At 54.6% G+C, this 24,858-nt stretch carries 31 protein-coding genes, 1 pseudogene and 1 riboswitch; of the genes and pseudogenes, 17 read left to right on the top strand and 15 right to left on the bottom strand.

Annotation, left to right across the window (positions count from 1 at the left end):
• Positions 1 to 145 precede the first annotated feature (145 nt).
• The gene (locus ACSHSR_RS21140) at positions 146 to 1,795 is read right to left on the bottom strand and encodes an electron transfer flavoprotein-ubiquinone oxidoreductase (protein ID WP_208135121.1); all 1,650 of its coding nucleotides are present in this window, start codon (positions 1,793 to 1,795) and stop codon (positions 146 to 148) included.
• 232 nt (positions 1,796 to 2,027) lie between these two features.
• Positions 2,028 to 2,163, top strand: a riboswitch (molybdenum cofactor riboswitch).
• Between ACSHSR_RS21140 and moaA the strand changes: the two genes are divergently transcribed.
• The 14 genes and pseudogenes from moaA (at position 2,151) to ACSHSR_RS21070 (ending at position 11,169) form a co-directional block, all read left to right on the top strand.
• The gene (gene moaA / locus ACSHSR_RS21135) at positions 2,151 to 3,131 is read left to right on the top strand and encodes a GTP 3',8-cyclase MoaA (protein ID WP_044735502.1); all 981 of its coding nucleotides are present in this window, start codon (positions 2,151 to 2,153) and stop codon (positions 3,129 to 3,131) included. Its footprint overlaps the riboswitch before it by 13 nt.
• 109 nt (positions 3,132 to 3,240) lie before the next feature.
• A pseudogene (locus tag ACSHSR_RS21130) lies at positions 3,241 to 3,390 on the top strand (molybdenum cofactor biosynthesis protein); the annotation flags it as partial.
• Positions 3,383 to 3,859 carry a cyclic pyranopterin monophosphate synthase MoaC gene (gene moaC, locus ACSHSR_RS21125; RefSeq protein ID WP_025889198.1) on the top strand — a complete coding sequence of 159 codons (477 nt, stop codon included), beginning with the start codon at positions 3,383 to 3,385 and terminating at the stop codon, positions 3,857 to 3,859. The pseudogene ACSHSR_RS21130 and the gene moaC, both read left to right, overlap by 8 nt.
• A 4-nt stretch (positions 3,860 to 3,863) precedes the next feature.
• The gene (gene moaD, locus ACSHSR_RS21120; protein ID WP_025889200.1) at positions 3,864 to 4,112 is read left to right on the top strand and encodes a molybdopterin synthase sulfur carrier subunit; all 249 of its coding nucleotides are present in this window, start codon (positions 3,864 to 3,866) and stop codon (positions 4,110 to 4,112) included.
• A 1-nt stretch (position 4,113) separates the two neighbouring features.
• A complete protein-coding gene (moaE, locus tag ACSHSR_RS21115) occupies positions 4,114 to 4,572 on the top strand; it encodes a molybdopterin synthase catalytic subunit MoaE (protein WP_025889201.1) in 459 nt (152 codons plus the stop codon).
• Between the two features lie 12 nt (positions 4,573 to 4,584).
• Positions 4,585 to 5,385 (top strand): molybdate ABC transporter substrate-binding protein, encoded by an 801-nt coding sequence (gene modA / locus ACSHSR_RS21110; protein WP_479631124.1) that lies wholly within the window; start codon positions 4,585 to 4,587, stop codon positions 5,383 to 5,385.
• Positions 5,386 to 6,051 carry a molybdate ABC transporter permease subunit gene (gene modB / locus ACSHSR_RS21105; protein WP_025009185.1) on the top strand — a complete coding sequence of 222 codons (666 nt, stop codon included), beginning with the start codon at positions 5,386 to 5,388 and terminating at the stop codon, positions 6,049 to 6,051.
• Positions 6,048 to 7,142 (top strand): ABC transporter ATP-binding protein, encoded by a 1,095-nt coding sequence (locus tag ACSHSR_RS21100; protein WP_479631123.1) that lies wholly within the window; start codon positions 6,048 to 6,050, stop codon positions 7,140 to 7,142. The genes modB and ACSHSR_RS21100 overlap by 4 nt, the downstream gene beginning before the upstream one ends.
• Positions 7,143 to 7,265: 123 nt before the next feature.
• Entirely contained in the window at positions 7,266 to 7,628 is a 363-nt protein-coding gene (locus tag ACSHSR_RS21095) for a YgiW/YdeI family stress tolerance OB fold protein (protein WP_144131323.1), read from the top strand.
• A 55-nt stretch (positions 7,629 to 7,683) separates the two neighbouring features.
• A complete protein-coding gene (locus ACSHSR_RS21090; protein WP_479631122.1) occupies positions 7,684 to 8,205 on the top strand; it encodes a PepSY domain-containing protein in 522 nt (173 codons plus the stop codon).
• A gap of 2 nt (positions 8,206 to 8,207) precedes the next feature.
• Positions 8,208 to 8,885 (top strand): response regulator transcription factor, encoded by a 678-nt coding sequence (locus ACSHSR_RS21085; protein WP_025009189.1) that lies wholly within the window; start codon positions 8,208 to 8,210, stop codon positions 8,883 to 8,885.
• A 49-nt stretch (positions 8,886 to 8,934) separates the two neighbouring features.
• Positions 8,935 to 10,197 (top strand): sensor histidine kinase, encoded by a 1,263-nt coding sequence (locus tag ACSHSR_RS21080; protein WP_025889207.1) that lies wholly within the window; start codon positions 8,935 to 8,937, stop codon positions 10,195 to 10,197.
• A gap of 3 nt (positions 10,198 to 10,200) precedes the next feature.
• A complete protein-coding gene (locus ACSHSR_RS21075; protein ID WP_115389470.1) occupies positions 10,201 to 10,881 on the top strand; it encodes a TIGR01621 family pseudouridine synthase in 681 nt (226 codons plus the stop codon).
• 120 nt (positions 10,882 to 11,001) lie between these two features.
• Entirely contained in the window at positions 11,002 to 11,169 is a 168-nt protein-coding gene (locus tag ACSHSR_RS21070; RefSeq protein WP_025009192.1) for a YqaE/Pmp3 family membrane protein, read from the top strand.
• Positions 11,170 to 11,220: 51 nt separating this feature from the next.
• On the opposite strand, the gene ACSHSR_RS21065 is transcribed toward ACSHSR_RS21070, so the two are convergent.
• Both ACSHSR_RS21065 and ACSHSR_RS21060 read right to left on the bottom strand, forming a co-directional pair.
• On the bottom strand, positions 11,221 to 11,655 hold the full coding sequence (locus ACSHSR_RS21065) for a hypothetical protein (RefSeq protein ID WP_447018622.1): 435 nt from the start codon (positions 11,653 to 11,655) through the stop codon (positions 11,221 to 11,223).
• A 113-nt stretch (positions 11,656 to 11,768) separates the two neighbouring features.
• The gene (locus tag ACSHSR_RS21060) at positions 11,769 to 12,425 is read right to left on the bottom strand and encodes an FMN-dependent NADH-azoreductase (RefSeq protein ID WP_413735169.1); all 657 of its coding nucleotides are present in this window, start codon (positions 12,423 to 12,425) and stop codon (positions 11,769 to 11,771) included.
• 108 nt (positions 12,426 to 12,533) lie between these two features.
• Here ACSHSR_RS21060 and ACSHSR_RS21055 point away from each other — a divergent pair, with 108 nt between their 5' ends.
• Positions 12,534 to 13,418: a LysR substrate-binding domain-containing protein gene (locus tag ACSHSR_RS21055; protein WP_025889212.1), complete on the top strand. Its 885-nt coding sequence runs from the start codon at positions 12,534 to 12,536 to the stop codon at positions 13,416 to 13,418.
• Here the strand turns inward: ACSHSR_RS21055 and ACSHSR_RS21050 are convergent.
• The 9 genes from ACSHSR_RS21050 to ACSHSR_RS21010 are packed head-to-tail and all read right to left on the bottom strand — an operon-like array spanning position 13,387 to position 18,446.
• Complete coding sequence (locus ACSHSR_RS21050; protein ID WP_045283325.1) at positions 13,387 to 13,896, bottom strand: M23 family metallopeptidase; 510 nt, start codon at positions 13,894 to 13,896, stop codon at positions 13,387 to 13,389. The genes ACSHSR_RS21055 and ACSHSR_RS21050 overlap by 32 nt on opposite strands.
• Before the next feature lie 2 nt (positions 13,897 to 13,898).
• Complete coding sequence (locus ACSHSR_RS21045; RefSeq protein WP_025889214.1) at positions 13,899 to 14,141, bottom strand: hypothetical protein; 243 nt, start codon at positions 14,139 to 14,141, stop codon at positions 13,899 to 13,901.
• Positions 14,142 to 14,201: 60 nt separating this feature from the next.
• Complete coding sequence (locus ACSHSR_RS21040) at positions 14,202 to 14,684, bottom strand: GNAT family N-acetyltransferase (RefSeq protein WP_144131329.1); 483 nt, start codon at positions 14,682 to 14,684, stop codon at positions 14,202 to 14,204.
• A complete protein-coding gene (locus ACSHSR_RS21035) occupies positions 14,684 to 15,280 on the bottom strand; it encodes a hypothetical protein (protein WP_243891996.1) in 597 nt (198 codons plus the stop codon). The genes ACSHSR_RS21040 and ACSHSR_RS21035 overlap by 1 nt, the downstream gene beginning before the upstream one ends.
• Positions 15,277 to 16,203 carry an alpha/beta hydrolase gene (locus ACSHSR_RS21030; RefSeq protein ID WP_208185240.1) on the bottom strand — a complete coding sequence of 309 codons (927 nt, stop codon included), beginning with the start codon at positions 16,201 to 16,203 and terminating at the stop codon, positions 15,277 to 15,279. The genes ACSHSR_RS21035 and ACSHSR_RS21030 overlap by 4 nt, the downstream gene beginning before the upstream one ends.
• A 33-nt stretch (positions 16,204 to 16,236) precedes the next feature.
• Positions 16,237 to 16,527: a hypothetical protein gene (locus ACSHSR_RS21025; protein ID WP_208185239.1), complete on the bottom strand. Its 291-nt coding sequence runs from the start codon at positions 16,525 to 16,527 to the stop codon at positions 16,237 to 16,239.
• A gap of 26 nt (positions 16,528 to 16,553) precedes the next feature.
• Positions 16,554 to 16,949 carry a VOC family protein gene (locus tag ACSHSR_RS21020; RefSeq protein ID WP_479631121.1) on the bottom strand — a complete coding sequence of 132 codons (396 nt, stop codon included), beginning with the start codon at positions 16,947 to 16,949 and terminating at the stop codon, positions 16,554 to 16,556.
• Between the two features lie 27 nt (positions 16,950 to 16,976).
• A complete protein-coding gene (locus ACSHSR_RS21015; RefSeq protein WP_345850941.1) occupies positions 16,977 to 17,783 on the bottom strand; it encodes a hypothetical protein in 807 nt (268 codons plus the stop codon).
• A gap of 3 nt (positions 17,784 to 17,786) precedes the next feature.
• On the bottom strand, positions 17,787 to 18,446 hold the full coding sequence (locus ACSHSR_RS21010; RefSeq protein ID WP_025009202.1) for a Bax inhibitor-1 family protein: 660 nt from the start codon (positions 18,444 to 18,446) through the stop codon (positions 17,787 to 17,789).
• Positions 18,447 to 18,717: 271 nt separating this feature from the next.
• On the opposite strand from ACSHSR_RS21010, the gene ACSHSR_RS21005 reads away from it, so the two are divergent.
• Complete coding sequence (locus ACSHSR_RS21005) at positions 18,718 to 20,547, top strand: LamG-like jellyroll fold domain-containing protein (protein WP_208185237.1); 1,830 nt, start codon at positions 18,718 to 18,720, stop codon at positions 20,545 to 20,547.
• 53 nt (positions 20,548 to 20,600) lie between these two features.
• Here ACSHSR_RS21005 and moeB read toward each other — a convergent pair whose 3' ends face one another.
• Both moeB and moeA read right to left on the bottom strand, forming a co-directional pair.
• The gene (moeB, locus tag ACSHSR_RS21000) at positions 20,601 to 21,353 is read right to left on the bottom strand and encodes a molybdopterin-synthase adenylyltransferase MoeB (RefSeq protein ID WP_208185236.1); all 753 of its coding nucleotides are present in this window, start codon (positions 21,351 to 21,353) and stop codon (positions 20,601 to 20,603) included.
• Positions 21,354 to 21,360: 7 nt separating this feature from the next.
• Complete coding sequence (gene moeA / locus ACSHSR_RS20995) at positions 21,361 to 22,605, bottom strand: molybdopterin molybdotransferase MoeA (protein ID WP_109247477.1); 1,245 nt, start codon at positions 22,603 to 22,605, stop codon at positions 21,361 to 21,363.
• Positions 22,606 to 22,879: 274 nt separating this feature from the next.
• Between moeA and ftnA the strand changes: the two genes are divergently transcribed.
• Positions 22,880 to 23,407: a non-heme ferritin gene (gene ftnA, locus ACSHSR_RS20990; protein WP_028780740.1), complete on the top strand. Its 528-nt coding sequence runs from the start codon at positions 22,880 to 22,882 to the stop codon at positions 23,405 to 23,407.
• Between the two features lie 44 nt (positions 23,408 to 23,451).
• On the opposite strand, the gene ACSHSR_RS20985 is transcribed toward ftnA, so the two are convergent.
• Complete coding sequence (locus ACSHSR_RS20985; protein WP_208184440.1) at positions 23,452 to 24,777, bottom strand: IS4 family transposase; 1,326 nt, start codon at positions 24,775 to 24,777, stop codon at positions 23,452 to 23,454.
• Positions 24,778 to 24,858 lie beyond the last annotated feature (81 nt).

Genomic DNA, 24,858 nt, shown 5'->3' with positions numbered 1-24,858 from the left:
CCAGCTGTTTTATGGGGCTGGATCTTATTGTAGAACCGGGATTATGACTAAAAATTGCCCTTGCTTCAATAGAGCCTAATGTTGCGTTCGGTAAATAAAAAAACGCGCCCTATAAAGACGCGTTTTTGTGGTTTAGGTTAATCAATTACATATTGGGATAGTTGGGACCACCGCCTCCTTCGGGCGTCACCCAGGTGATGTTCTGGCTGGGGTCCTTGATGTCACAGGTCTTGCAGTGAATGCAGTTCTGGCTGTTAATCACAAACTTGGGTTGCCCCTCGTCTTCAACCACCTCATAGACACCCGCAGGGCAGTAACGCTGCGCCGGTTCATCGTATTTCACCAGGTTAACAGCAATAGGGATGTTGGCATCTTTCAAACGCAGATGGCAGGGCTGATCTTCCTCGTGGAAAGTATTGGAAAGATACACTGAAGAGAGCTTGTCGAAGCTAAGCTTGCCGTCCGGCTTGGGGTAGTCAATCTTGCTGTAGGCGCTGGCTTCACCCATCTGGGCATAGTCGGGATGCTCGTCCCTCAGGGTGACAGGGAACTTGCCGCCAAACCAGTTTTGATCGATATAGTTAAAGGCTCCACCCAGGAAGGTGCCGAACTTGTGCATGGCCGGGCCGAAGTTACGGGAGCGGTAAAGCTCATCAAAGAGCCAGCTCTGTTCCAGCCGTTCCTGGAAGCAGTCGAGATCTTTTCCGCCTTCAACCCCCGCAATAAGACCTTCGGCCAGAGTCTCAGCCGCCAGCATACCGCTCTTGATGGCGGTGTGGGTACCCTTGATCTTGGCGAAGTTGAGTGTCCCGGCATCACAACCTATTACCAGACCGCCTGGGAAGCTCATCTTGGGCAGAGAGTTTAGCCCCCCTTTGGTGATGGCGCGGGCACCATAGGTCAAACGTTCGCCGCCGCTTAAGGTCTTGGCGATGACAGGGTGGGTCTTGTAACGCTGAAATTCATCGAAAGGGCTCAGATGCGGGTTCTTGTAGTTGAGATCGATGATCAGCCCCACGGCAACTTGGTTGTCTTCCATGTGGTAGAGGAAACCACCACCGCTGGCGCCTTCCAACAGCGGCCAACCGCCACTGTGAACCACTTTACCCTGTTGGTGTTGCTCGGCCGGGATCTTCCAAATCTCTTTGAAGCCTATGCCGTAGTGCTGTGGTGTCTTGCCGTTATCCAGGTGGAATTTTTCTATCAGCTGCTTGCCCAGATGGCCGCGGCAGCCTTCGGCAAACACAGTATATTTGGCGTGTAGCTCCATGCCCGGCATGTAGCTGTCTTTGGGCTGGCCATCGGCGCCTATGCCCATGTCGCCAATCAGTATTCCCTTGACGCTGCCATCTTCATTGAACAACAGCTCGCTGGCGGCGAAACCGGGGAATATCTCCACTCCCAGGCCTTCGGCTTGCTCGGCCATCCAGCGGCAGAGATTACCGACGCTGATAATATAGTTGCCATGGTTGTGCATGGTCTTGGGTACCAGACTGTTGGGCAGATGTTTGGCATCTTCGGCTGACTTGAGCAGATAGATTTCATCTTCTGTAACCTGGGTATGCAGGGGCGCTCCCAACTCTTTCCAGTCACCGAAGAGTTCTTCCAATACGCTGGGTTCAAAGACGGCGCCGGAGAGAATATGCGCGCCAACTTCAGAGCCTTTTTCGACCACACAGACACTGATCTCTTTGCCGCTGTCTTTGGAGATCTGCATCAAACGGCAAGCCGTAGCCAGTCCGGCTGGGCCTGCACCGACGATAACAACATCGAATTCCATTGATTCGCGTTCCATCATGTCACCTCTATCCTTCAAAGTCCCCCGATGTAAACGGGTGTTTTATTTTTATCCAGCTCCAACCTTACCTGAAAATCCATCCAGGGCACAGTATTTGATCGGAAAGCGGCGCAGGGATTCGATGAAATTTCTGAGTGAGACCTGTCACAAAAAGTCCACGCAGATTTGAGCCAAGTCGGGAAATACATTTTTAGGGGTATGGTTCGCCCCCCTTTTCGTCCTATAATTGGCGCAGACGGTTCTCCGAGCTTTTGGTCCTACGTCAGTGAAGATATGGTCCTTTAGCCGTGGCAATTTTGCCACCGGGGTGAGCAAAGAAATGCCCTCACCTCCCTGACTTGGAAAGGTGATCATGTCCCAGTTACAAGACAATTTTGGTCGAAGATTTCACTATTTGCGGATGTCAGTCACTGACGTCTGTAACTTCAAATGCAGTTATTGCCTGCCGGATGGTTATCGCCCGGAGGGCAAGCCCTCTTTTCTGACGCTCAGCGAGATTGAGAATCTGGTTGCTGCCTTCGCCAAAGTAGGTACCCGCAAAGTGCGGATCACAGGTGGCGAGCCTACACTGCGCAAAGACTTTACCGATATCATCCGCGCAGTTGCCGATAACAGCGAAATTCATACTATCGCCACTACCACCAATGGTTATAGGCTCGAGAAGCACGCCAAAGAGTGGTACGACGCCGGGCTGAGGCGGATTAACGTGTCTGTGGACAGCCTGGACCCCAGGATGTTTTATCAGATCACCGGCGAGAACAAGTTCGATGAGGTCATGCGCGGTATAGATGCGGCGCTGGAAGCCGGCTTTGAGCGGGTCAAGATCAACGCCGTGCTGCTCAAGGATCTCAACGACAAGGATCTGCCGCGTTTCCTGCATTGGATCAAACATACCCCCATAGATCTGCGTTTCATAGAGCTGATGGAAACCGGGTTGGGGCACAACTATTTCAAGGCGCATCACCTGGCCGGAGCCGATATTAAGGCCAGACTCGAGGCCGAAGGTTGGCAGTATGATCAGCCCGCAGCTGAAGATGGCCCGGCGCAAAACTTCAGCCATCCTGATTATCGTGGCCGTATCGGGCTCATCATGCCTTATGCCAAAAACTTCTGCGCCAGCTGCAACAGGTTGCGGGTTTCTGCCAAGGGTAAGCTGCACCTGTGTCTGTTCACCGAACATGGTGTCGATCTTCGTGATCTGCTTCAGAGTCCTGAACAGCAGGATGAGTTGATTGCCCGTTTGCATCAGCAGTTGCAGCAGAAGAAAGAGACTCACTATCTGCACCAAGGTATTACCGGTGTGACCCAACACCTGGCCTCTATCGGCGGTTGAGGGTGGCGCTCGTCTGGGCGCCAGATACTCATCATCGCCATCTCGGTAGCATTCAGCAGCAGGAACTGACATGGGACATTGCAGTCATACCCATTTTGAGCCTTTGAATATCGCCAATCAAACGGCGCTGTTTTGTCTGCCCGCTTCCACCGGCGCATGCCGTACGGCCTGGAACAAGATCCTCAAAGAGCAGCCGGATGCCCGGCACCGGCCCTGTAACTTCGTATCCCATTTGAAAAAGGTTGCTATAGATGACTAATGCCTTTACCCATATCAATGCCGATGGCAACGCCCATATGGTGGATGTGACCGAAAAGTCGATCACCGAGCGCGAAGCCCGTGCAGAGGCCTATATTGAGATGTCTGCCGAGACGCTGCAGATGATCATGAGTGGCAGTCACCATAAGGGCGATGTGTTCGCCACCGCCAGAATCGCCGGCATTATGGCCGCGAAGAAAACCTCAGAGTTGATCCCTTTGTGCCACCCCTTGATGCTGACCAAGGTCGAGGTGGATCTACAGGCCGAGCCGGAGCAAAACCGGGTCAGGATCACCAGCCTGTGTAAGCTGGCTGGCAAAACCGGGGTTGAAATGGAAGCCCTGACGGCGGCCTCGGTTGCGGCGCTGACTATTTACGATATGTGTAAAGCGGTGCAGAAGGATATGGTGATTACACAGGTAAGACTGCTGGAAAAACGCGGCGGTAAATCCGGTCATTTTAAGGTGTAATGATATGATTAAAGTGCTGTTTTTTGCTCAAGTACGCGAATTATTGGGAACGGCTGCCATTGAAGTTGAGAGCCAGCCGGGTTTGACGGCCGAGGCGCTGCGTGCCCAATTGGCGGCCACAGACGACAAGTGGGCCAGAGTGATGGCGTCCGACAAACTGCTGGTGGCCGTCAACCAAACCCTCAGTCCCTGGCATACAGAGATCAAAGCGGGTGACGAGGTGGCCTTCTTCCCACCGGTAACCGGAGGTTGAGATGCAAAGCGATCGTATTTTGGTACAAACCGCCGACTTCGATGTCCCGGCCGAATATGCCCGCATCGCCGCCGACAACAGCGACGGCGCCGTGGTGACCTTTGTCGGCAAGGTGCGCGACTTCAACGATGGCAGCGCGGTTACCGACCTGACGCTGGAACACTATCCCGGGATGACAGAAGCCGTTTTGGGGCAAATTGCCACTCAAGCCCGTGAGCGTTGGCCGCTGAATCAGCTGACCATCATTCACCGGGTTGGCACTATGCATTTGGGCGAACAGATAGTATTTATCGGTGTCAGCAGTGCCCACCGCAAGGCGGCGTTTGCGGCTTGTGAGTTTCTCATCGATTTCCTCAAGACCAAGGCGCCATTCTGGAAACTGGAAGCCGGTGAGAGTGGCCAACACTGGGTTGAGGCCCGCGATGCCGACGAGCAGGCCGCTAAGGCCTGGGAAAAGTAACCGGAGCTTGTGATGGTGCTATTGGAGCGATTGCTGAATTCGACGACCAAGGCCGTGCTGTTTGCACTGGCATTGCTTGGTCTGTGTCTGCCGGCTGCGGCGGCGCAAAGCGTTCATGTGGCTGCGGCGGCCAATATCAAGTTTGCCCTGGATGATATTGCCGAGCGTTATCAGCAGGAGACAGGACGCCAACTCAAGATCTCCTACGGCTCGTCCGGTAACTTTGTGGCGCAGATAAAACATGGCGCGCCATTTGAGCTGTTTCTCTCGGCCGACGAGCGTTATGTCGACGCGCTGGCTGATGCCGGTATCACCCGTGACAAGGGGGTGGTCTACGCTTACGGGCGCTTGGCGCTGGTGGCTCCCAAGAATTCACCGCTGAAACTGGATCAAGAGTTACTGGGGCTGCAACAAGCTCTGGCCGCCGGGCAGATCAAGCGCTTTGCCATCGCCAACCCGGATCATGCTCCCTATGGCGAACGCGCCCGTGCGCTGCTCAAGCAAAAGGGCCTGTGGCAGGAGTTGCAGGCCAACCTCATCTATGGCGAAAACGTTTCCCAGGCGGCGCAGTTTGCCTTGAGTGGTTCGACTCAGGGCGGCATAGTTGCCCTGTCGCTGGCAGTGGCGCCGCAGTTTCAGGCGAGAGGTCACTATCTGGCGTTGCCGGTAGACTCCCATGCCCCGCTGACCCAGCGCATGGTACTGCTCGAGAAAGCCAGCGACGATGCCAAAGCCTTTTATGACTATCTGCAGGGGCAGGAAGCGCGACAAGTGTTCAGCGCCTATGGCTTTGCCTTGCCCGAGGGAGGCTGAATGGATTGGCAGTCGCTGTGGCTCTCGGTCAAACTGGCTGCCATCAGTGTCTTGGTGCTCTTGCCGCTTGCCATCTTGTTGAGCCGCTTGCTGGCCTATCGTGAGTTTCACGGTAAGTCCTGGGTAGAGGCGCTGATCATGGTGCCCCTGGTGTTGCCGCCCACGGTTATAGGCTATTACCTCTTGGTAGGGCTTGGCAGTGAAAGCTGGCTTGGCCAATGGCTGCAGCAAACCCTGGGAGTGCAGCTGGTATTTCATTTCTCCGGCCTGGTGGTCGCCTCGGTACTGGTCAATATTCCCTTTGCGGTGCAGCCTATTCAAAGAGCCTTTGAAGCTATTCCTCAGGATGTGCGCGATGCCTGCGCCTGTTGTGGCATGAGTCGCACCAAACAGCTGTTCAAGGTGGAGTTGCCCTTGGTGTGGCCGGGGATTTTGACGGCCCTGGTGTTGTGTTTCTCCCATGTGCTCGGCGAGTTTGGTGTCGTCTTGATGATGGGGGGCTCCATCGCGGGAGAGACCAAGACGATTTCCATCGCCATCTACGACAGTGTCCAGGCGTTTGACTTCGCCTCTGCCGGTACTATGTCGCTGGTACTCTTGCTATTTGCCATCACCACATTGGCATTGACCACAGGGCTGTCGCGGCGGCTCGGGAGATTGAAATGACCCCGACAGATCTGCATGTCAGCATCCATCAAACCAAGGGGATTCCACTGCAGGCTGACTTTGTTTGCCGTGCCGGTGAAGTCCTGGCCGTGGTGGGGCCTTCCGGTGGCGGCAAGACCACGCTGCTGAGGATGATTGCCGGTCTCAATAAGCCGCAATCCGGCAGCATCCGCTATGGTGATAAACCCTGGTTTTCCGAGACGGTGAACCTGAGCCCGCAGCAACGCCATCTGGGGTTTGTGCCGCAACATTTTGGCCTGTTTCCCAACCTGAGTGCGGTCGACAATGTAATCGCCGGGCTGGATCATCTGCCCAAGGCCGAACGCCGGGCCAGGGCGCTGGATTGGCTGGAGCGGGTCAATCTGCACGGTTTGCCGGATCGTTTGCCGGAGCAGTTGTCCGGTGGCCAGAGACAGAGGGTGGCGCTGGCCAGAGCGTTGGCGCGTGAGCCTTCGGTATTGCTGCTGGATGAACCTTTTTCCGCGGTCGATCGCGAGACCCGTGAGCGCCTGTATCTGGAGCTGGCGCGGCTCAAGTCACAGCTGCATATTCCGGTGGTCATGGTGACCCATGACCTCAACGAAGCCTTGTTGCTGGCCGATCGCATGGTGCTTATCAGCCAAGGGCAGTTGTTGCAGCAGGGTGTGCCCCATGAAGTGTTGGCTAAACCCCGCAACGAGGCGGTTGCCCGGCAGATGGGCCTGAGAAACCTGTTTGACTCCGAAGTGGTGGCCCTGGAGCAGGAGCGGCAACTCACCTGGCTCAAGTTTGGCGAGCAACTGATTGCCTGTGACTATGACGCGCGCCTGAATCCGGGAGACAAGGTGCGCTGGGTGGTGCCCAATCAAGGCGTCAGATTTAACTCTATCAGCCGTGGCCGCCTGTGCCGCAGCTTCAATAAACTCAATGTCAGGCTCGAATCCCTGCTGGTAATGGGCGAATCTGTGCGCCTGCTGGCGGCAATCGAAGGCGTGGATCAGACTCTCAGCGCCGAAGTGCCGTTACATCTGGCGCGCAAGTTGGAGCTGGTTGCCGGTATGCAGACCGAAGTCGCGCTCAAATCCGAACAAATTCATATCCTCGAGCGCTGACAAAGGCTGCGTTTTTGTGCCTGTTGTTAACTAGATGATCAAAACTTAATCTTGCTTCCATCCTGGCTTCAAGCGCGGAAATCTATACTGCAGCCATTGAAACAACCACAGAAGTGAAACAAGATGCAAAAGTTAACTTATTTATTGGTATTATCCTCATTCTGCAGTGCCGCTGCTCTGGCTGCTTATACCGGTCCAGGAGCCGAAAATCGGGTTAGTACAGCGTCTCAGGTCGAGCAGGCCAACGATGACACCCAGGTGGAGCTGACAGGTTATCTGGTGAAGAGCCTGGGCGACGAAACTTACCTGTTCCGTGATGATTCCGGAGAGGTTAAAGTCGAAATCGACCATGACCTTTGGCGGAATATCAATGCCGATGTGAAAGAAAGCACTCTGGTGAAACTGACCGGTGAGGTCGACAAGGAGTGGAACGGCAAGGAAGTTGAAATTGAAAGTATCACTCTAGTTGGTGAAACTGCAAAATGAACCATGGCTTGTATGAGTGGCTGGCCTTCAGTGCCAGCGCTCGGATGGAGGCAAAATGAGACGTTTATTGGCGGGGCTGGTACTGTTTTCTTCGGTGGCAGTCGCGGCTCCCTCGCTGCTGGAATTGTTGAATGATAATGAACGCATTCAACCCATAGAGCTGATGCAGCGTATTGAGTCCCAGTTTCCCGGGGTGATCGTCGAGTTTGAAACCGATGTGGAAAATGGGGTCTTGGTCTATGAAATTGACCTGATAAACCCGGATGATCGTACTACCACAGAGCTGGATATACTCGCCAGCAACGGCGAGGTACTCAAGCGCAAAGTCGAACGCCTCGAGGCAGACGATATGGCCGAGTTGGCAGTGGTCAAACTCCTGGTCAAGAAGCAGCTCAGCTTTTCCCAACTGGTGGAAATGGCAATGCAAAACAGCAATGCTCATCTGCTGGAAGCCCAACTGGATAAAGATCTGGGGATTTCCTACCTGGAGCTGAAAGTAATGGATGAACGAGGCAAGCATAAGCTGGCGTTTGATATCGAAAAACAGCGGCCATTGCCTCTACTGAAATGGGACTGACAATGAAGATACTACTGGTCGAAGATGACGCAACCACACAGGACTATATCGTCAAAGGCTTCCTGGAGCAGGGACACAATATTGAAACTGCTGCCGATGGTCATCAGGGTTTGCTGTTGGCGACCAGTAGTCAGTATGACTTGGTAATACTGGATCGCATGTTACCCGGGCTCGACGGCCTCAAGGTGCTGGCGGCGCTCCGGGCCACCGGCAATCAGACCCCAGTACTGATCCTCTCGGCGCTCAGCCATGTCGACGAGAGGGTCAAGGGACTGCGCGCCGGCGGCGATGACTATATGACCAAGCCGTTTGCCTTCTCAGAGCTGCTGGTGCGGGCCGAGAAGCTGATGCTGCGCGGCCAGTCACAGCCGGCCAAGACAGATCTCAAGGTGGGTCTGCTGGAGATGGAGCTGCTGACCCGTAAAGTGACTCTGGACGGCACTGAGCTGATGTTGCAGCCCAAGGAGTTCCAGCTGCTCAAGTACCTGATGGAACATGCCAACCAGGTGATCAGCCGCACCCTGCTGTTTGAAGCCGTATGGGACTACCACTTTGATCCCAGAACTAATGTTATTGATGTGCATATCGCCAAGTTGAGACGCAAGTTTGAAGAGCTGGGTCACGGCGAGCTGATTGAAACCATAAGAGGAGCTGGTTATCGTCTCCGCCAAAGCCATTAAGCCTTACCAGAGCAGCGTATGGCGTATTACCATCTTCTTCTCTGTGCTGGTGACTCTGATCATCGGCGCCTTGCTGTTTGCCCTCTATCAACAGCTGGTGACAGAGCAGCAGTCTCAGGTTGAGAAACACCTGGCGTCGGAGGCGCAGCGCTATCAACAGCTGGCCTTGAGTGTGGATCAGCGCAGTTTTGCGGCGCAAATTCGCGCCGCCGATCCACAAACCGCACTTATAGCCTGGCAGGGCAGCCCGGATATGGTGGGGGCGCTGACCTTTATGCCCGACAATATGCCGCTGCTACCCAGAACCCGCGATTTCCCCATTCTCACCGGTGGCCCGGATAAGCTGCATATTCTCACCGGTGGCGTGGTGATGACCCGCTATGGCCCTGTGCTGATCGCTACCCGTACCGACCACCTGGCGACGCTGATCGAGAAGTTTCTCAGCGCAGCGGCTACCGCTGTGATGCTGACAGTGGTATTGACCTTGGCCATGGGATACCTGTTCTCCAAGGCGCTGCTCAGGCGTCTGGTGCAATACAACCGCTTGAGTGAACGCATAGAGCGAGGTTACTACAACACCCGCCTGCCGGTGAGTCGCAACAGTGATGAATTCGACATGCTGGCGCGCCAGTTTAACCGGGTGCTGGATACCCTGGAGCACAACCTGACGGCAGTGCGCGGGGTGACAGACAATATTGCCCATGACCTGCGCACGCCTTTGTCGCACCTGCGGATAGGACTGGAGCAGTTGCCGCAATATCCGGCGGAAGAGATCCCGGAGCGCAGTGCGATTCTTATTGAAAAGCTGGATCACTGCCTGGCGACCTTCAACGCAATGCTGTCGCTGACCCGCATTGAAGAAGGGCAGCAAAAACTGGAGCTGGAGAGCTTCAGCTTGCAGCAGATGTGCACCGATCTGCTGGATATGGCGGACGTGCTGGCCGAGGCGGAAGGCCAGCAGCTCAAGCTGGAAACCAGTGAGGATTGCCATATCACAGGCGACAAACACCTCTTGTTCCAGGCGCTGTTCAACCTGGTCGACAACGCCATTCGCTATGCGGGCGAGGGTGCCTGTATCACCATCTCGCAGCAAGCCAACCAGGTCATCATCAGCGACAATGGTCCCGGGATCCCGGAGGCGGAGCGTGAGCGGGTCTTTGAGCGCTTGGTGCGGCTGGATCCCAGCCGCCATCAGCAGGGTACCGGCTTGGGGCTTTCCATGGTCAAGGCGATTCTATCGCGACACAACGCCAGTATTTCGCTGGAAGATAACCATCCAGGTCTCAGAGTCAGAGTGACATTTCAGGTTTAACCCATGTATTCAGTGATAGCCACAGAGCCCGACTTTATCCTGCTGGACAAACGTCCTGGGGTTCATTTTCACAGCCAGCACGGTGAGGCAGGTTTGGTGGCCAGTGCCGAGCAGGAGCTGGGCTGCAAGCTCTATCCCGTGCATAGACTCGATACCTTGACCTCCGGCCTATTGCTGCTGGCCCGTTCATCCGAGGCGGCAGCTGAATTTACCCGTATGTTCAGTGAACACAAGGTGCAGAAATATTATTTGGCATTGGCCAAGGGCAAACCGGGCAAAAAGCAGGGTTGGATCATAGGTGATATGGCCAAGTCCCGCCGCAGTCAGTATAAGCTGCTGCGTTCCACCGACAACCCGGCCGTTACCCAGTTCTTTTCCTGGTCGGTTGCCGAAGGGCTGCGCCTGTATCTGCTCAAACCCCACAGCGGCAAGACCCATCAGCTGAGGGTGGCACTTTCCAGTCTGGGGGTGCCTATTCTGGGGGATACTCTCTATGGTGGCAGCGCTGTTGATGCCGACCGTGGTTACCTGCATGCCTATGCGCTGGAGTTTGAATGGCGGGGGCAAACCCTTAGATACCTGAGCTTGCCATCTCAGGGCGACGCCTTTCTGCGGCCGGGAGTGTTGAGTCAGATGCAAGCGTTAGCGGAACCTTGGACTTTGGACTGGCCCAAGCGCAAATGAATTCCGGCGTGGTCGAAACGTCGGCTCGCTTCGAGGCAAAGGTAAAAAAGGTTGCAAGCCGGGCGTCATGCTGCCAAGTTAAACGGGTTGCCCCTTTAATTCCTCGCCAGGAGTCATACCATGGATACCAACAAACTCTTGCTCGTCATCATCGCTATTTTACTGCCGCCGGTGGCGGTATTTCTCAAAGCGGGTGCCGGTAAAGACCTGCTGATCAATATCATTCTTTGTCTGTTCTTCTGGTTCCCCGGGCTGCTGCATGCGCTCTGGGTAGTGACCAAGAACTGATATCAACAACCGGCTTCAAGTGTAGAGAACTTGGCGGTAAAGTGGCCGCAGTTACTGAGCGGCCACGATTCTGCCAAGCAGGTTAAAATGCCTGATGCTTGTGCCTTCCTGGCTCTGATTACCGAACAGCTTTAGCCACTTGTCCTGTGGCAGCCTTACTTGACTCTGACTGCTGTAGTGGCTGCTGTTGTGATGAAAGTCGGCGGTATAGTTAAGCTGCCAGACACCGCTCTCTATCGCCAGGAGTTGGTAACTCAAGCTGAACTCCTTATCTGTGACCCTGCCAGCATCTTCATCAGGCAACAGGGTCACTGTCAGTGACCGTGATTTGGCCAGGAACTCCCGGCTGAGTTCCTGTGTTTCCAAAGGAGCTGCACACTGGCAATAACGCAGCTCGAGTTGCAGCGGTTGTGCGTCCTTGGCCAGTGCCATGCCGCTTGCCAACAGGGCCAGCAAGCCAATCATAGGGTTAAGTATCCGCGGCATCTTCAATTCTCCCTCCAAATCGTCTTTTGCCCTTGCAATAGAGGTGGGCTTTCAAGACGGGAGAGCCTAGCATCTTCGCCGGTCGATGAAAGGTTATTTACACTTATGAATGGCTAGAGTATTTGGGCCAACTCTGTCAGCGAGTCTCCGGCTGCTGCGACGGAAGCCTGATGACGCTCGTCGGCAAACTCCTGGTATTCGCTGCGCACTTCATAAAACTGCTCCACCCCCAGATAGTGGCTCAGGGTCTTGATATGGGGGCCCAGGTGATTCATTCCGGCGCGGATCCCCTCTTCGCCAAAGCCAAACTCGCCGCAGGAGTAAACCAAAACCAGTTTTTTGCCGCTGAGTATCGGCCGCAGCGGAAAATCGCCGCGCTTTAAGTCGAAGCTGAATGTGCGATTGATGCGTATGACCTGATCAAACCAGGCCTTGAGTGCCGCCGGCATGCCATAGTTGTACATGGGTGTTGAGATCAGAATGATATCGGCCCGCTGCAGCTCGTCGATAAGGCAGTCCGACAGTGCCAGCAGCCTTTGCTGCTCTGTACTTTGGAGTTCCTCCGGGGTGAATACGGCGGCGATCCAATCTTGGGTGACGGCCGGCGGTGCTTGGTCACTCAGATCACGATAGATGAATTCTGATAGGTTATTTTGGGCTTGCCAGTGATCGCAGAATAGCTGCGCCAACGACTTGGAAATCGAATTATAGCTGGGTTTGTCATTGTCGGTTCTTCTCGCGCTGGCATCTATTCTTAAAAGGGTTTTCATCACTTTCTCCGTTTGTTTGCTCAGGGCATAACTATCTGGAATACCGCTCGAGTTGACAAAGGGTCATTTCTCACTTATAGATGAGTAAAATTCACTTATTTGATCGCAATGTTTGCCCATTTACCCACACTGAATAACTTGAGAGTGTTCGAAGCCGCCGCCAGGCATCTGAGCTTCAAGCTGGCTGCGGAGGAGTTGAGCCTGACTCCGACCGCCGTTTCCCATCAGATAAGAAATCTCGAGACTCAGCTGGACACCCGACTGTTTATCCGCCAGACCCGGGCGGTATCACTGACACCGGCCGGAGCCGAGTTGGCAGAATCCTGTCGCCAGGCCTTGCTCGGCATAGCCCAGGGGATTGAACGTTTGGGAGTGACACCAAACCAGCTGAGAGTTTCCACCACCCATGGCTTTGCCGCCCTATGGCTGGCGCAGCGATTGCCGGACTTTCAGCAGCGTTTCCCCGATATTCGGGTGTCGGTCAGCAGCAATGAGGGGCTGCAGCCTAGCGACCCTCTGGGTGAGACAGATCTCTGCATACGCTACGGCAAAGCGGCAGAAGGCGAAGAGGTGCTGTTCAGTGAGACGTTCGGCATTTACGCCAGTCCCGGTTATCTCAAGAGCAAGCAACCTCAGGTGACGCTATTGCAGACCCGCTGGCAGAACCCGGCTCTCGACGGGCTCGATTGGCCGCAATGGCAACAGACCTATCACGAGTTCAAAGGTGCCAGAATGCTGGAGTTTACCCAGGAGGATCACCTCGTGCAGGCCGCTCTGGCAGGTGAAGGCCTGGCACTTGCCAGTTCTGTGCTGGTGGCCTCTTTGGTGGAGCGGGGTTGGTTGAAACCTTGCTTGCCGGGCAAGGTGTTGCCAGGGCTCAGTTATCGGCTGCTGCCGGCCCCCGGCCGGGAGCAGAGCCACAGAGTCAGGGTGTTTCTCGAATGGCTCAGGCAGCAGGCACTCAGCGGGGCGCCAGATAGGTCACAGGATTGAGATAAAACGCCTTCTTGTATCCCTGGGGCGCATCATCCATCAACCAAGGCATGGGCATTAGACTGACTATGCTGTAGTGCAGATGGGGCGGCTTGCCTTTGGCATTGCCCGAGTCGCCGACCGTGCCCAGTTTGCTGCCCTGAGGTAGATAAAAACCGTTCGGCTCCAGGCTGTCCAGATGGGCGAAATAATGCAACTTCCAGCCTGGCCCCAAGGCCAGCACCACCTTGCCGCCGAGACGCCACTCCCCTTGATAGAGGCGCAACATGGGCGTCGGGGCCTGTACTTGAGTGCCGCGGGCGGCGAAGATGTCTATGCCCTTGTGTACTCCTGAGGTGCCCCAGGGGTAATACCAGAAACTGTCTTTATGCCAGTCTTTGGCGCTGGCCTGGTGAACCGGCACCTGTGGGTTTTCCGGGATCAGGGCTCCGGCAAAGATCAGCAGTAGCAGCAGGATAAAGCCATAACGTTTCTTCATGGTCAGAGATCACGCTGTTGTTGGGCCAACTCTATGATGGCACTGATAGCTGCGCGGGCCTGGGGACTATTGTGCCAGCAGCTCGAGCCCATCAACTGGGCTATGGCGCGGGTGACATCGCTAGCGGATTCATCGGCCAGCTGCGACAGCTGACTGAATCCCAGCTGCTCGAGTCGACCAACGACTGTGGCTCCTACCCCCTTGAGATCGCACATCTGCTGTTTTTCCCGGTCACTGAAGGCCATGGCAACTCTCCTTGTAAATGGTTGTCCCTGGAATAATTCCACTGGATGTTTTTTCTTGGGTTAGATCTCTGCCAGTGGACAAGCCAACAGCAGCAGATCCAGACAGAGAATACCGTTTTCCACTATCGGCTCAGGGTAAGCGGCAAAGAAGTCCGGAACAATACCTTTGATACGAAAACCGCACTTCTGATAGAGGCCAAGCTGCGCCAGGCTGGAGTTGCCCGTGGCTATCCAAAGGCTATCCAGTCCCTTTTCCCGGCTCAGCGTCTGACACTGTTGCAATAGCCGTTTACCTATTCCCTGGCCTTGGTGATCCGGATGAACGGCGAGGTTTTTTACCTCAGCCTGAATCTTTGTGGACGCCGGTGTCAGTTGCAGCAGTGCCAGCCCAAGCAGACGATCTTCTGTATCCAGGGCTCTGAGCAGCAGACAGTCTCTCAGGTAAGTCTGCACGGCTTCGCGGCTTGGGTCGGCCAGCAAGAGTAAGGCCCACTCAGGTTCAGTGAGTGTGATGTCTGCGGTATTTGCCAGCTCCAGCTTCATTATATTTGCTCCGCAGCCAGTTCCGGCTCGCCGTTGTGCCAATGACTGTATTCCTCCCAGCGCCGTGCCAGTTCGCCATCACCCAGTTTGGGAATGCCGCTGCGCCTAAGCCACTGCCAATATGGTCCCCAGAGGTAGTCTTGCCAAAAGGCCAGAGAGCCCTGGAGGCCACCCAGGGTATCGGGATCCAGTTCGGGAAAGCTCTCCCAAGGCATGGGTGGAGTCGGCGCCAGCTGCTGGACTTGTGCCAGAAGCTCGCTGTGATCAGATTGCAGGCACAGAAGGTAACCACCAAAGTCGGTGGTCAGTTGCAGATAGAGCTTTATCGGTGCCTGAAACTCGGTCTCGAAGTTATCGCCCTGACACTGCAACTGCTGCGCCAGCACTAGATAGTCAGGCAGGCCTTCTCCCAGCTGTTCTATCTTCATGCCATGTTGTTGTAAATAGAGGCGTAGCAGGTCAAGCAGAGCCGGCACCTGATGCTGGCTTATCAGGCAGGAAAGCGCACCGCCCTCGAAAGGACGGCTGATGGATTTTACTTGGGGGTAGCCGTCAGCCAGTGCTTGCCACTGAGTCTCATCCAAGCTGCTTGTCATGCCGCTTCTTCACTGTCACGACGCAGAATGGCCGCCAGTTGTGCCAGACACTCGCGCGCGGCCGAACTGATATCGGCCAATTGGAAGAAACCATGGATCACGCCCTGAAAGCGGCAGGCTCGGGCATCGACACCGGCGGCTACCAGCTTGCGATACAGGGCTTCTCCCTCATCCCGCAGCGGATCAAATTCGGCGGTAATAATGTGAGTCTGACACAAGCCCTGAAAATCCTCCCGATAGAGGGGGCTGATTTCAGGATGGTTGGCGTCGACACCAGAACCTTGCTGATAGGCTTCAAAACCGCTGAGCAAGGCATCGCGGGTGATAATAAAGTCGTCGCCGTTGCTGCGGTAGCTCGCCATGGCAGCGGTGGCATCCAACATGGGGTAGATAAGCAACTGCCGTTTCGGCTGCCAGCCCAGTTGTTTCAGGCGCAGGCAGGTGACCAGCGCCAGATGACCGCCGGCACTGTCGCCGCCCAGAGTGACGCTATCCGGATCCAGCTGTAGCTGCGCCGCCTGGGCCAGTATAGCCTGGGTGGCCTTGAGCGCATCGTCGTGTGCTGCCGGATAGCAGTGTTCCGGTGCCAGGCGGTAGTCGACGGCAATAACCTGGGCTTTGCCATGACAGGCCAGATAGCTGAGCTGCTGCTCGTGAGTCACAAAGCTTCCGGCCACAAAGCAGCCGCCATGGAAGTAGATAAGCGTGGGCCAAGGCCCCGGGGTGTCCGGCAGGTAACGTCGCAGGCGAATGCCTTCCAGCTCCAGCTCCTGGGTGCAAACTTCGGCGGCGGGTCCCGCCAGCACCACACTGGCTTCATAGCCCTGACGTCGTTCATTCAGTGGCTGCAGACGCGCGTTGGGACGACCGGCTGCAATAAACTCATCCACCAGTCGTTGTATTCCTGTTTCCAATCCCGTCATGGCGGGAACCTCCTGTGAAAACTTGTCCTGAGCTCAGAGGCGATCCTGTTGCTCGGATACGATATTCTGCACCTGACCATTACTCAGAGTGACTGTTAGCAAATACTCACCCCCTATGCTGCCTTGCAATCGGTAACTCCATACTTCTACTGTCTTACCGGCGGTGGCTCTGCCGCTGTCGACACCAAGTGTCTGGGTGTATTTATCCATGGGGGAGCCAGCAAGTTCAAGTAGCTTTATGCGGCTCATGCCGCAATGCAGCAGCTTTCCGTCCTTGAGGCGAAAACTATCGCAGGCAGAGCCAACAAACACAGGGAGAGGCATAAAAGTAATTTCTTCATTTCAAATACCTACAGGGGTTGATGGCATACGGCTTCGACATTGTTGCCATCTGGATCCAACACAAAGGCACCGAAGTAGTGTGCGTGGTAATGAGACCTCAGCCCAGGCTGACCATTGCACTGACCGTCATGTTCAAGTGCCAGCTGATAAAACCGGCTGACGGCATCGCGGTCGGCGGCAGTGAAGGCAATATGCCGCGGCGTATGGGGCGTCTTGGTTTCAATGATCCAAAACACGGGTTTGTTGTCCGGTCCGAAGGCGCACATACGCTGGCTGGGAAACTCGCTGTTCCACTCGGCCACCAGTTCCATCACCAAGGGGTAACCCAAGGCGCTTAGTGTTTCGAGATAGAAGTCGCGTGTCTTGGGGTAATCTGTGGCATAGCTGCTGAGGTGATCTATCATTGGCATCCTTCCTTTGATTGTCATGGTTCAGTGAACCGGCACGAAGAGTTCGTCTTTGATGGTCAGTTTATCTTGCTGCAAGCGGTAGACTGAGTCGAGCATAAAAACAGCACTGCCTTGCCAGCAGAATCCACCACTTCCCGAAATGCGTAATTGCTTATCGCGGCCCAGAGCCAGAGTAGAGAAGCCGCAAAAATCGCCACTGCCAAGCTTGCCGTCGGCAAAGGCCAGTTTGTGGTGTTCAGTGGCGGTTATCAGTTCGACATAAGGCGGTATCTGATCGCCGGCGTCAAATTCGGTTTCCGCGTGCCCCGGAAACAGCCGCAAGCAGGCCTGGCCCATCTGCCAGCTTGAGGGAATAGCCAGCGCATCCGCAGCACCTGCGATTGGGCAAGTTTGTTGACTGAAACTGCCGAGCTTTTGCTCTCTGTTGCTTTTGCAGTTGGCGGCGTTGTATTGCAGGGCTGCCAACACGGATTCACCCCCGAGGCGATAAAAGTGGCTGCCCCAATTGAGTTCTTCATGTTCGGCCAGAGTTATGCACTCGTTGAGTTGACCACTGCGGGACAGACCCAGCAAGAGATCGCTTATCAGCCAGTAGTAGCGGCGAACATCTTCGATGGCCGGCTCGGTTGCACCTTTGATTTGGGGGAACAACTCATAGCCACATTCTTGATGAAAGGTGGCGAGCGCCGCCGTTGCCTGTTGATACTCGCCTTTGGCATAACCTTGCTGGAAATCACTCCTGGCCTTGGCCAGAGCCTGAGTGCTGCACTCGGCAGCGCTCAGAGAGGAAAAAGCCATGGGGAGCAGCAACAGCAAGAGTAAACGCATGGGTTAATTCCTTCTTCCCAGAATGCTCAGGATCCGCAGGAATAGGTTGATGATATCCATATAAAGCGCCGCGGCGCTGTCGATGGCGTTGTCGACCGTCTTTTCCTTGGCGTTGGCCTGGCCCCAGTCATAGCCAATGTAGCCACAGAAGATCAATACCACTATCCAGTCGAGAATGCCGTGATGGGTCTTGAAGATAAACAGTTCCACCAGTTCGACAATGATCACCAATAGCAGGGCTATGGTCAGGGCGCCGGCTATGCGGGCAAAGAAGGCAGGAAACAGGGTACCCAATATCATCATCGCCAGAGTAACGATAGTCGTTATCCGCAGCGCCTCCAACACCAGCGTCGGGTCATAGCCGCTGACGACCAGGTTAATTATCAGGCCGAAGGGAACAACAACCAGGTTATAACCGAGAAAGCTGACTGCAGGCTTGTCCGATGACTGGAACAGATAGATACCCGCCATACAGCAGCCAAAGTAGCCGATAAAGAACAACCAGATTGGAATAGTGGCGATGATTTCGGGGTCGATATTCAGCACCATCAGATAGTTGACCACAAAACCCCAGATCAGGGTCAGGCCGATGACCAGGTTGTATTTGCCGGCACTGATCTGGCCCTTATCGGTGCCGTAGTTGCGTCGCAGGCTGTTGTCCATAGCGGGAAATTTCCTTTTTGCAGATTTCAGGCGAGATTAAAGCGCCACACGATATAGAAAAACACCAAGCTCAACAAGGCGCTATCGCCCAAAACCCTGTGCGACATCTTCCAACCATCAAGCGCTTGTTGTGACCGAGACTTATGCTGGCCGTCTGTGTGTTTTGATAATGATTTGTAACTTAATGATTTTGAAATAAAAGTGCTTATTTTGCTTCATCTGTCCTTGTTTAAATCCAGACTTTCTTACTAGCCTGAACTGGAGAGATATCATGCGACACTCAATTGGAGCACTGGTTCTGGGTGCAGTGCTTGGCCTGACGGGGTGTAACTCAGACAACGACAATGGCACTCAAGCCGCAGCCGAGAGTTACACTCTGGTGGTCATGCCCGATACCCAGAAGTACTCCCGCTATAATCCCGAGCGCTACAACGCTCAAACTCAGTGGATTGCCGATAACTACAAGCAACAAAATATCGTCTTCACGGCGCATCTGGGGGATGTGGTCGACCTGCCTGACTCTGAGCAGGAATGGCTCAATGCCCGCGCGGCCATGAGTATTCTGGAAGCCAATCCAGCCACCCCATACAGCATATTGGCGGGCAACCATGATGTGCTGGCTTACCGTCAGTCCGGGGTCGATATCAATAGCAACTTCGACAACGACAGGACCTTGGCGGCAGAGCCTTTCCTCAAGCATTTCCCGGCGTCTTTGCAGCAAAACAACTTTGCCAGTTTCCAGGGGACAGATGCCACCGGCTTCAACAGTTATCACCTCTTCAAGGGCGGTGAGCGCGAGTATCTGTTGCTGGCGCTCGACTGGCGTACCTCGGCGGCCAGCATAGCCTGGGCACAGTCGGTATTGGATGCTCACCCGGAAACACCGACCATACTCACCACCCATCAGCTGTTGAATGTGGCCGATGATGGCAGCAGCGCCATATTTACCGACCATGGCGCCATGCTGTGGGACAAGTTGATCAAAGACAATGACCAGATCTTCCTCACCTTTAACGGCCATCACCATGGCGAGGCCAAGATGGTGGCCAAGAACCGCTATGGCCGCGATGTGGTCATGATCTTGGTGGACTATCAATCGGGATTCTGGGGTGGCAACGGTATGCTGCAACTGGTGAGTTTCGATGAAGCCAATAAGCGGTTGCAGTTTCGTTCATTCTCACCTTGGGTAGCGGCCATCCCGGAGGCAGAGAGGCAGCCGCAGGATGTGTTGCAACGCTGGGAGTTTGAACAGCCCCTGGACTTTGAAAAGCGTTTTGCCAAGCTGAATCAGGAAGTGGAAACCGAAGGTCCGGGTAAGCTTGAAGGAACACTCGCCTACTGGATATTCGATGCCGAGCATAAGTTAACCAGTACAGACCCGACCAAGGTGCAGTTTATGGATCTTTCCGGGCGCGGCAATACCTTGAGTCTCAAGGCCAAGGCGGGCAGCAGTGGCACTCAGGAGCAATTGTTTGAACTGCTCGGTGAAGCTCCTGGCTTCGGCCACGCCACTGGGGCGGCTCGTTTCAAGGGCGGCAACACCCAGGGCGGCTATTACCTCTCCAGCCAGGCACCGACGTTGGTTTCTGCCGATCGCCAGGCGGGTGTTCTGCCGCAGTACACCATAGAGATGATAGTGCGTCTGGCACCAGAGTGGCAGGCATCGGAAAATGCCTGGGGCGCCGTCTTTGCCCATAAACCCAGCCAGAGCCAGGTGTGTGAACACCATAAGCTGGATTGTGGCGGCGGTGATCCTTCACTGGCGTTGACCGCCTCCAGTCTCAAGGAATTCCAGTGGATCTCCACCTCCAGCAATGGCGTGGGGCCCAGCAACTGGTCATGGGAAGTGGACAGGGATTATTGGTATCACGTGGCCATAGTCAACGACGGCCAATACGCCACCATGTATGTGGACAACTCCAGGGTAATGCGTACCGCCGAAGCCGAGCAGCATGGGCTGGTGAGTATTCCCGGCGGCGAATGGATGGTGGGCGCCTCCAGTTGGGACGGCGAGGTGGCCGATCTGTTTCGTGGTGATATTGCCGAGATCCGGATTGTCGACAGGGTATTGCCTGAGTCTGACTGGCTTAACGCCAAGTAAAAAAATGCTGAAAATCAAAGAGGCTGCCCAGGCAGCCTCTTGTTATTGCAGCCTCAACCGCAGACGGGGCAGTTGGGGGTTTGCGGCAGCTTCATCTCGCGAAACTCCATGGTCATGGCATCGACCATCAGCAAACGACCATAGAGCGGCTTACCAATACCACTTATCACCTTGATGGCTTCCACCGCTTGCAGGCAGCCCATCATACCGACGACCGGCGCCAGAATACCCGACTCGACACAGCTGAGTTGCTGCTCGCCGAACAGACTGCTGAAACAGTGATAGCAAGGCATCTGTTGCTGATAACCGAAGACGGAGATCACCCCTTCCATACGGATTGCGGCAGCGGACACAAAGGGCACCTTATGCCGAAAACAGCTGCGATTGAGCTGTTCGCGCACCGCAACATTGTCGGTGCAGTCCAGCACCAGATGGTGCTCGGCAACCAGTTGATCCAATTCGGGATCATCCAACACACCATTGATGGTTTCTATCTGAACATGTGGATTGAGCGCACTCAGGCTCTCTTTGGCCGATTCCACCTTGGGCTGGCCTATATTGCCATCCTGGTGCAGTACCTGGCGCTGCAGGTTGGACAGTTCGACAGTGTCGAAGTCCACCAGGGTCAACTTGCCGACCCCGGCAACCGTCAGATACTGACCGGCAGCGCAGCCCAGGCCACCGGCACCTATCATCAGCACCTTGGCCTGTTTGAGCTTCTCCTGGCCTTCAATGTCCATCGCCTTGATGGAGATCTGCCGGCTGTAGCGCAGCATCTCGGCATCTGTGAGTATCTCGTCGCTCATATCGGCCTCAGCACAGCACGCTGTTAAAGGGTTCTACCGTGACTCTGGTGCCCGCCGGGGTGTCGCCCTGCATCTGCTCCAGAATAATAAAACAGTTGGCCAGGCTCATGGAGGTCAGCATGCCCGAACCCTGTGAGCCGGTTACCGCCACTTCCAGTTCCCCGTCCTGATTGCGGCTCAGAATACCGCGCTGGTATTCCACCCGTCCGGGTTGTTTACGTATGGGGGCGGTCAATTTGGCATCCAGTAGTAGCGGGGTTGGTTGTGGCAGCCCCTGCAGTTTATGCAGCAAAGGCCACACCAGCTTGTAGAAGGTCACCATGGATGAAACCGGGTTGCCCGGCAGACCACAGAACACCGCCTTGCCTATATGGCCGAGGGCAAAGGGTTTGCCCGGCTTGATCGCCAGTTTCCAGAAGCTTATTTTGCCTTCCTCATCGAGGATCTGCTTGGTGAAGTCGGCCTCACCGACCGAGACCCCCCCTGAGGTGATCACCATATCGGCGCTGGCCGAGGCGTTGCGAAATGCCTGACGGATAGCCTCAGGATCATCTGCAATAACGCCGAGATCCTGCCACTCAACACCGGCACGGCTGAGCAGGCCCTGAATCGAGTAGCGGTTGGAGTCGTAGATCTGGCCGGGAGCCAACTCTGAACCCACGGGGCGTAATTCATCACCGGTGGAGAAGAAAGCGATTTTAACCTTGCGGATCACTCTAAGGCTGCTGATACCTATGGTGGCCATCACCCCCATTTCGGCGGCACCTATCAGAGTGCCGGCCCTGAGGACCTTGGTGCCGGCCAGCAGCTCTTCGCCGCGGCCACGCACATTGTCTCCGGCCTGCTTGCAAGGTTCTATGGTGATCAGCTCGCCATTGGCCTCGGTTTTCTCCTGCATTTGCACCGTGTCGAAACCCGCAGGCACAGGAGCGCCAGTCATGATGCGGACACAGCCGCCTGGCTGATACTGGCCTTCAAAAGGATGGCCGGCAAAGGAACTGCCCAGTAATTTCAGGCTGGCCTTCTCGGGTAAGTCGGCATAACGATAGGCATAGCCGTCCATCGCCGAGTTATCGAACGGCGGCAGGTCTATGCTGCTGGCCAAGTCTTCTGCCAGTACCCGTCCCAGAGAATCCGACAGTTGCACGGTTTCGGTATCTTCCAACGGGGTGACCTGCTCGAGTAGCAGGGGCAGAGCGAGATCCGGGTGCATCAGCCCTGGATGGGCACAGACGTCTTGCGGCTTGGACATAGAGCAACCTTATTTGAGCTATTACTGAACCTGGTTGGCTATTATGCCACGCTGAAAGTGGATGACTATGATCTGCATGCCAGTTTTCGTGCCCTGGGCGCAGGCTTTTCCTTTTACAGTCAGCGGATTGCGGCAAATAACAAATGATAATTCAAGTTAAATGAAAAGTGTTTTCATTATAAATCATTGCGTTAGGTAAAGATTCTTGCATTTGTTGTGCCCCTTGATAACAATAGCGCCCATGAAACAGATACCAGAAACGAGAGGCAAGGATATGTTGGCACAAGCCATGATTGATAAGTTGAACGAGCAGATCAATATGGAGTTTTTCTCCTCTAACCTGTATCTGCAGATGAGCGCCTGGTGTGAAGACAAAGGCTTTGAAGGTGCGGCCAAGTTCCTGCGGGATCACGCCGATGAAGAGATGCAGCATATGCGTCGTCTGTTCACCTATGTCAGTGAAACCGGCGGCATGCCTCTGCTGGGCGCCATTGAAGCTCCCAAGGCCAATTTTGAATCCCTGTTGTCCCTGTTCGAGTACACTTACGAGCACGAGCAGCTGATCACCAGCAAGATCAATGCCTTGGCTCATACAGCCTTCACGACTCAAGACTATTCCACTTTCAACTTCCTGCAGTGGTATGTGGCCGAGCAGCACGAAGAAGAGAAGCTGTTCAAGTCGATTGTCGACAAGATCCGCCTGGTGGGCGAGGATGGCAAGGCGCTGTTCCTGGTGGACAAGGATCTGATGCAACTGGCGAGCGAAGGTGGCGAGACTGTGATGAATGCACAGATGGCCTAAGGCCACCTGGTTTTAAAAGAGAGCAGCCTTAAGGCTAATGCCGTTCACTTAGTGTGAACGGCATTTTTCTTAGGCTTAATGGGATACTTGTTTTTACTCATTTTTAACGCACGTGGATAGGCTCTATCCCGTTTCCCATCAAGCTTGAACTGCCTCGCATTACGCACTATGTCCAAGACCTCTCTCGGGACATTTCCAGGCGTTTGAGATGACAGTTGAGTCAGTTTAAAAATGATATAACTCGATGCATCTCTAAAGCTTAATTGGTTCGGATGTAACGACGGTAAGCTCTTAGCCATCAACATCATCTTGTATCTGATGAGGTTATAGGCCAATAGTACCCCCCACAATTCTTGGATAACCAACTCTGGCAATTGACTACGCAACGTAAAGCGACTCTCCAGAAGATGCTGCTTCATCTCCCGATAGCCCACTTCTATCTCCCATCGATGGGCATATAAATCCGCTATCTCTGCCCCCGGATAACGCAAGGGGTCTGTTAATGAGGTCAAAATGGAAACCGACTTACCTTTTATCGTCTTTGTCAGTAAGCGAGCTTCAATATTGTCAGGTAGCATAGGCCACTTCTTTCTGGCTTGAGGCGTGGTGGCTAACTGCACCAGTTGGTCGTGTTTTCCTAAAGAGCGTACCACTTCATATTGTGTCCCTTTCTTCAACGGCAGCAGCCAGTGACTGTTCGGTTGAGCCTGTTGCCAGGCGTGCAAAAGCCCCAACGAATAAAAGCCTCTGTCAAACAGCGTCAGGCTGTTATTGGGTATGCTTGATATCAGTTCGGCGGCTAAATTCATTTCACTGACAGCAACAGAATCAAAGGCACTGTTCAATACCAGGTGGCTGCTTAACTCCATCATGCAAACCATGCGAATTTGAGGATAGGCAGCATCACCAGAAGCGTTGGCGGTTTTGGCGAACACCTGATTGTTTTGCTCACTATCAGGTGTTCGCCACACGACACCATCGACACCGTAGAGGTTGAGCCCACACCAATGAGGATGCTCTGCTCTTTCATGCCAGGTCTTGGCACTTCGCTTAAACACATCCTGAACAACGTCAGAGCCCAATCGCTTACGCGCTTGCGTGACAGCACTGCGCGCAACGTAATCCACCTCTTGCGGTAAGACGATATCAAGCTTATTGATGAGTGAACGGACGGACTCGCCTCTGAACAGAGCCATACCAATCACCGCCCAAATCATGGCATCCATAGGTAACTTACGTCGTCTTAAACTGGCAACACCATGTGAATCAAGGCACGACTGAATTAACTCAGGCTCAAGTACATCGGCCAGACAGGTGAATTCGGTAAGACGATTGATATGAGTACGCGCCAAAGCTTCTGAAAGTTGCATAAAAAAATCCGATGACATGGGGTCATCGGATTTTGATCCTTTCAGTGAGATCGTCAAGCGATCTGTCTTAACTGATCGGCA

Source organism: Shewanella sp. VK101 (assembly GCF_056497865.1).
This window is presented reverse-complemented; position numbering and strand designations above follow the sequence as displayed.

Coding starts and splice junctions, on each gene's coding strand:
- ACSHSR_RS21035 (WP_243891996.1), bottom strand. CDS start 15,280: ATGACAAGCAGCTTGGATGAGACTCAGTGGCAAGCACTGGCTGACGGC.
- ACSHSR_RS21065 (WP_447018622.1), bottom strand. CDS start 11,655: ATGCCGCGGATACTTAACCCTATGATTGGCTTGCTGGCCCTGTTGGCA.
- ACSHSR_RS21140 (WP_208135121.1), bottom strand. CDS start 1,795: ATGGAACGCGAATCAATGGAATTCGATGTTGTTATCGTCGGTGCAGGC.
- ACSHSR_RS21095 (WP_144131323.1), top strand. CDS start 7,266: ATGCAAAAGTTAACTTATTTATTGGTATTATCCTCATTCTGCAGTGCC.
- modA (WP_479631124.1), top strand. CDS start 4,585: ATGGTGCTATTGGAGCGATTGCTGAATTCGACGACCAAGGCCGTGCTG.
- ACSHSR_RS21100 (WP_479631123.1), top strand. CDS start 6,048: ATGACCCCGACAGATCTGCATGTCAGCATCCATCAAACCAAGGGGATT.
- ACSHSR_RS21060 (WP_413735169.1), bottom strand. CDS start 12,425: ATGAAAACCCTTTTAAGAATAGATGCCAGCGCGAGAAGAACCGACAAT.
- ACSHSR_RS21075 (WP_115389470.1), top strand. CDS start 10,201: ATGTATTCAGTGATAGCCACAGAGCCCGACTTTATCCTGCTGGACAAA.
- moeA (WP_109247477.1), bottom strand. CDS start 22,605: ATGTCCAAGCCGCAAGACGTCTGTGCCCATCCAGGGCTGATGCACCCG.
- ACSHSR_RS20985 (WP_208184440.1), bottom strand. CDS start 24,777: ATGCAACTTTCAGAAGCTTTGGCGCGTACTCATATCAATCGTCTTACC.
- ACSHSR_RS21085 (WP_025009189.1), top strand. CDS start 8,208: ATGAAGATACTACTGGTCGAAGATGACGCAACCACACAGGACTATATC.
- ACSHSR_RS21090 (WP_479631122.1), top strand. CDS start 7,684: ATGAGACGTTTATTGGCGGGGCTGGTACTGTTTTCTTCGGTGGCAGTC.
- moaD (WP_025889200.1), top strand. CDS start 3,864: ATGATTAAAGTGCTGTTTTTTGCTCAAGTACGCGAATTATTGGGAACG.
- modB (WP_025009185.1), top strand. CDS start 5,386: ATGGATTGGCAGTCGCTGTGGCTCTCGGTCAAACTGGCTGCCATCAGT.
- ACSHSR_RS21020 (WP_479631121.1), bottom strand. CDS start 16,949: ATGATAGATCACCTCAGCAGCTATGCCACAGATTACCCCAAGACACGC.
- ACSHSR_RS21015 (WP_345850941.1), bottom strand. CDS start 17,783: ATGCGTTTACTCTTGCTGTTGCTGCTCCCCATGGCTTTTTCCTCTCTG.
- moeB (WP_208185236.1), bottom strand. CDS start 21,353: ATGAGCGACGAGATACTCACAGATGCCGAGATGCTGCGCTACAGCCGG.
- ACSHSR_RS21005 (WP_208185237.1), top strand. CDS start 18,718: ATGCGACACTCAATTGGAGCACTGGTTCTGGGTGCAGTGCTTGGCCTG.
- ACSHSR_RS21050 (WP_045283325.1), bottom strand. CDS start 13,896: ATGAAGAAACGTTATGGCTTTATCCTGCTGCTACTGCTGATCTTTGCC.
- ACSHSR_RS21070 (WP_025009192.1), top strand. CDS start 11,002: ATGGATACCAACAAACTCTTGCTCGTCATCATCGCTATTTTACTGCCG.
- ACSHSR_RS21025 (WP_208185239.1), bottom strand. CDS start 16,527: ATGCCTCTCCCTGTGTTTGTTGGCTCTGCCTGCGATAGTTTTCGCCTC.
- ACSHSR_RS21010 (WP_025009202.1), bottom strand. CDS start 18,446: ATGGACAACAGCCTGCGACGCAACTACGGCACCGATAAGGGCCAGATC.
- ACSHSR_RS21030 (WP_208185240.1), bottom strand. CDS start 16,203: ATGACGGGATTGGAAACAGGAATACAACGACTGGTGGATGAGTTTATT.
- moaC (WP_025889198.1), top strand. CDS start 3,383: ATGACTAATGCCTTTACCCATATCAATGCCGATGGCAACGCCCATATG.
- moaA (WP_044735502.1), top strand. CDS start 2,151: ATGTCCCAGTTACAAGACAATTTTGGTCGAAGATTTCACTATTTGCGG.
- ACSHSR_RS21055 (WP_025889212.1), top strand. CDS start 12,534: ATGTTTGCCCATTTACCCACACTGAATAACTTGAGAGTGTTCGAAGCC.
- ftnA (WP_028780740.1), top strand. CDS start 22,880: ATGTTGGCACAAGCCATGATTGATAAGTTGAACGAGCAGATCAATATG.
- ACSHSR_RS21045 (WP_025889214.1), bottom strand. CDS start 14,141: ATGGCCTTCAGTGACCGGGAAAAACAGCAGATGTGCGATCTCAAGGGG.
- ACSHSR_RS21040 (WP_144131329.1), bottom strand. CDS start 14,684: ATGAAGCTGGAGCTGGCAAATACCGCAGACATCACACTCACTGAACCT.
- moaE (WP_025889201.1), top strand. CDS start 4,114: ATGCAAAGCGATCGTATTTTGGTACAAACCGCCGACTTCGATGTCCCG.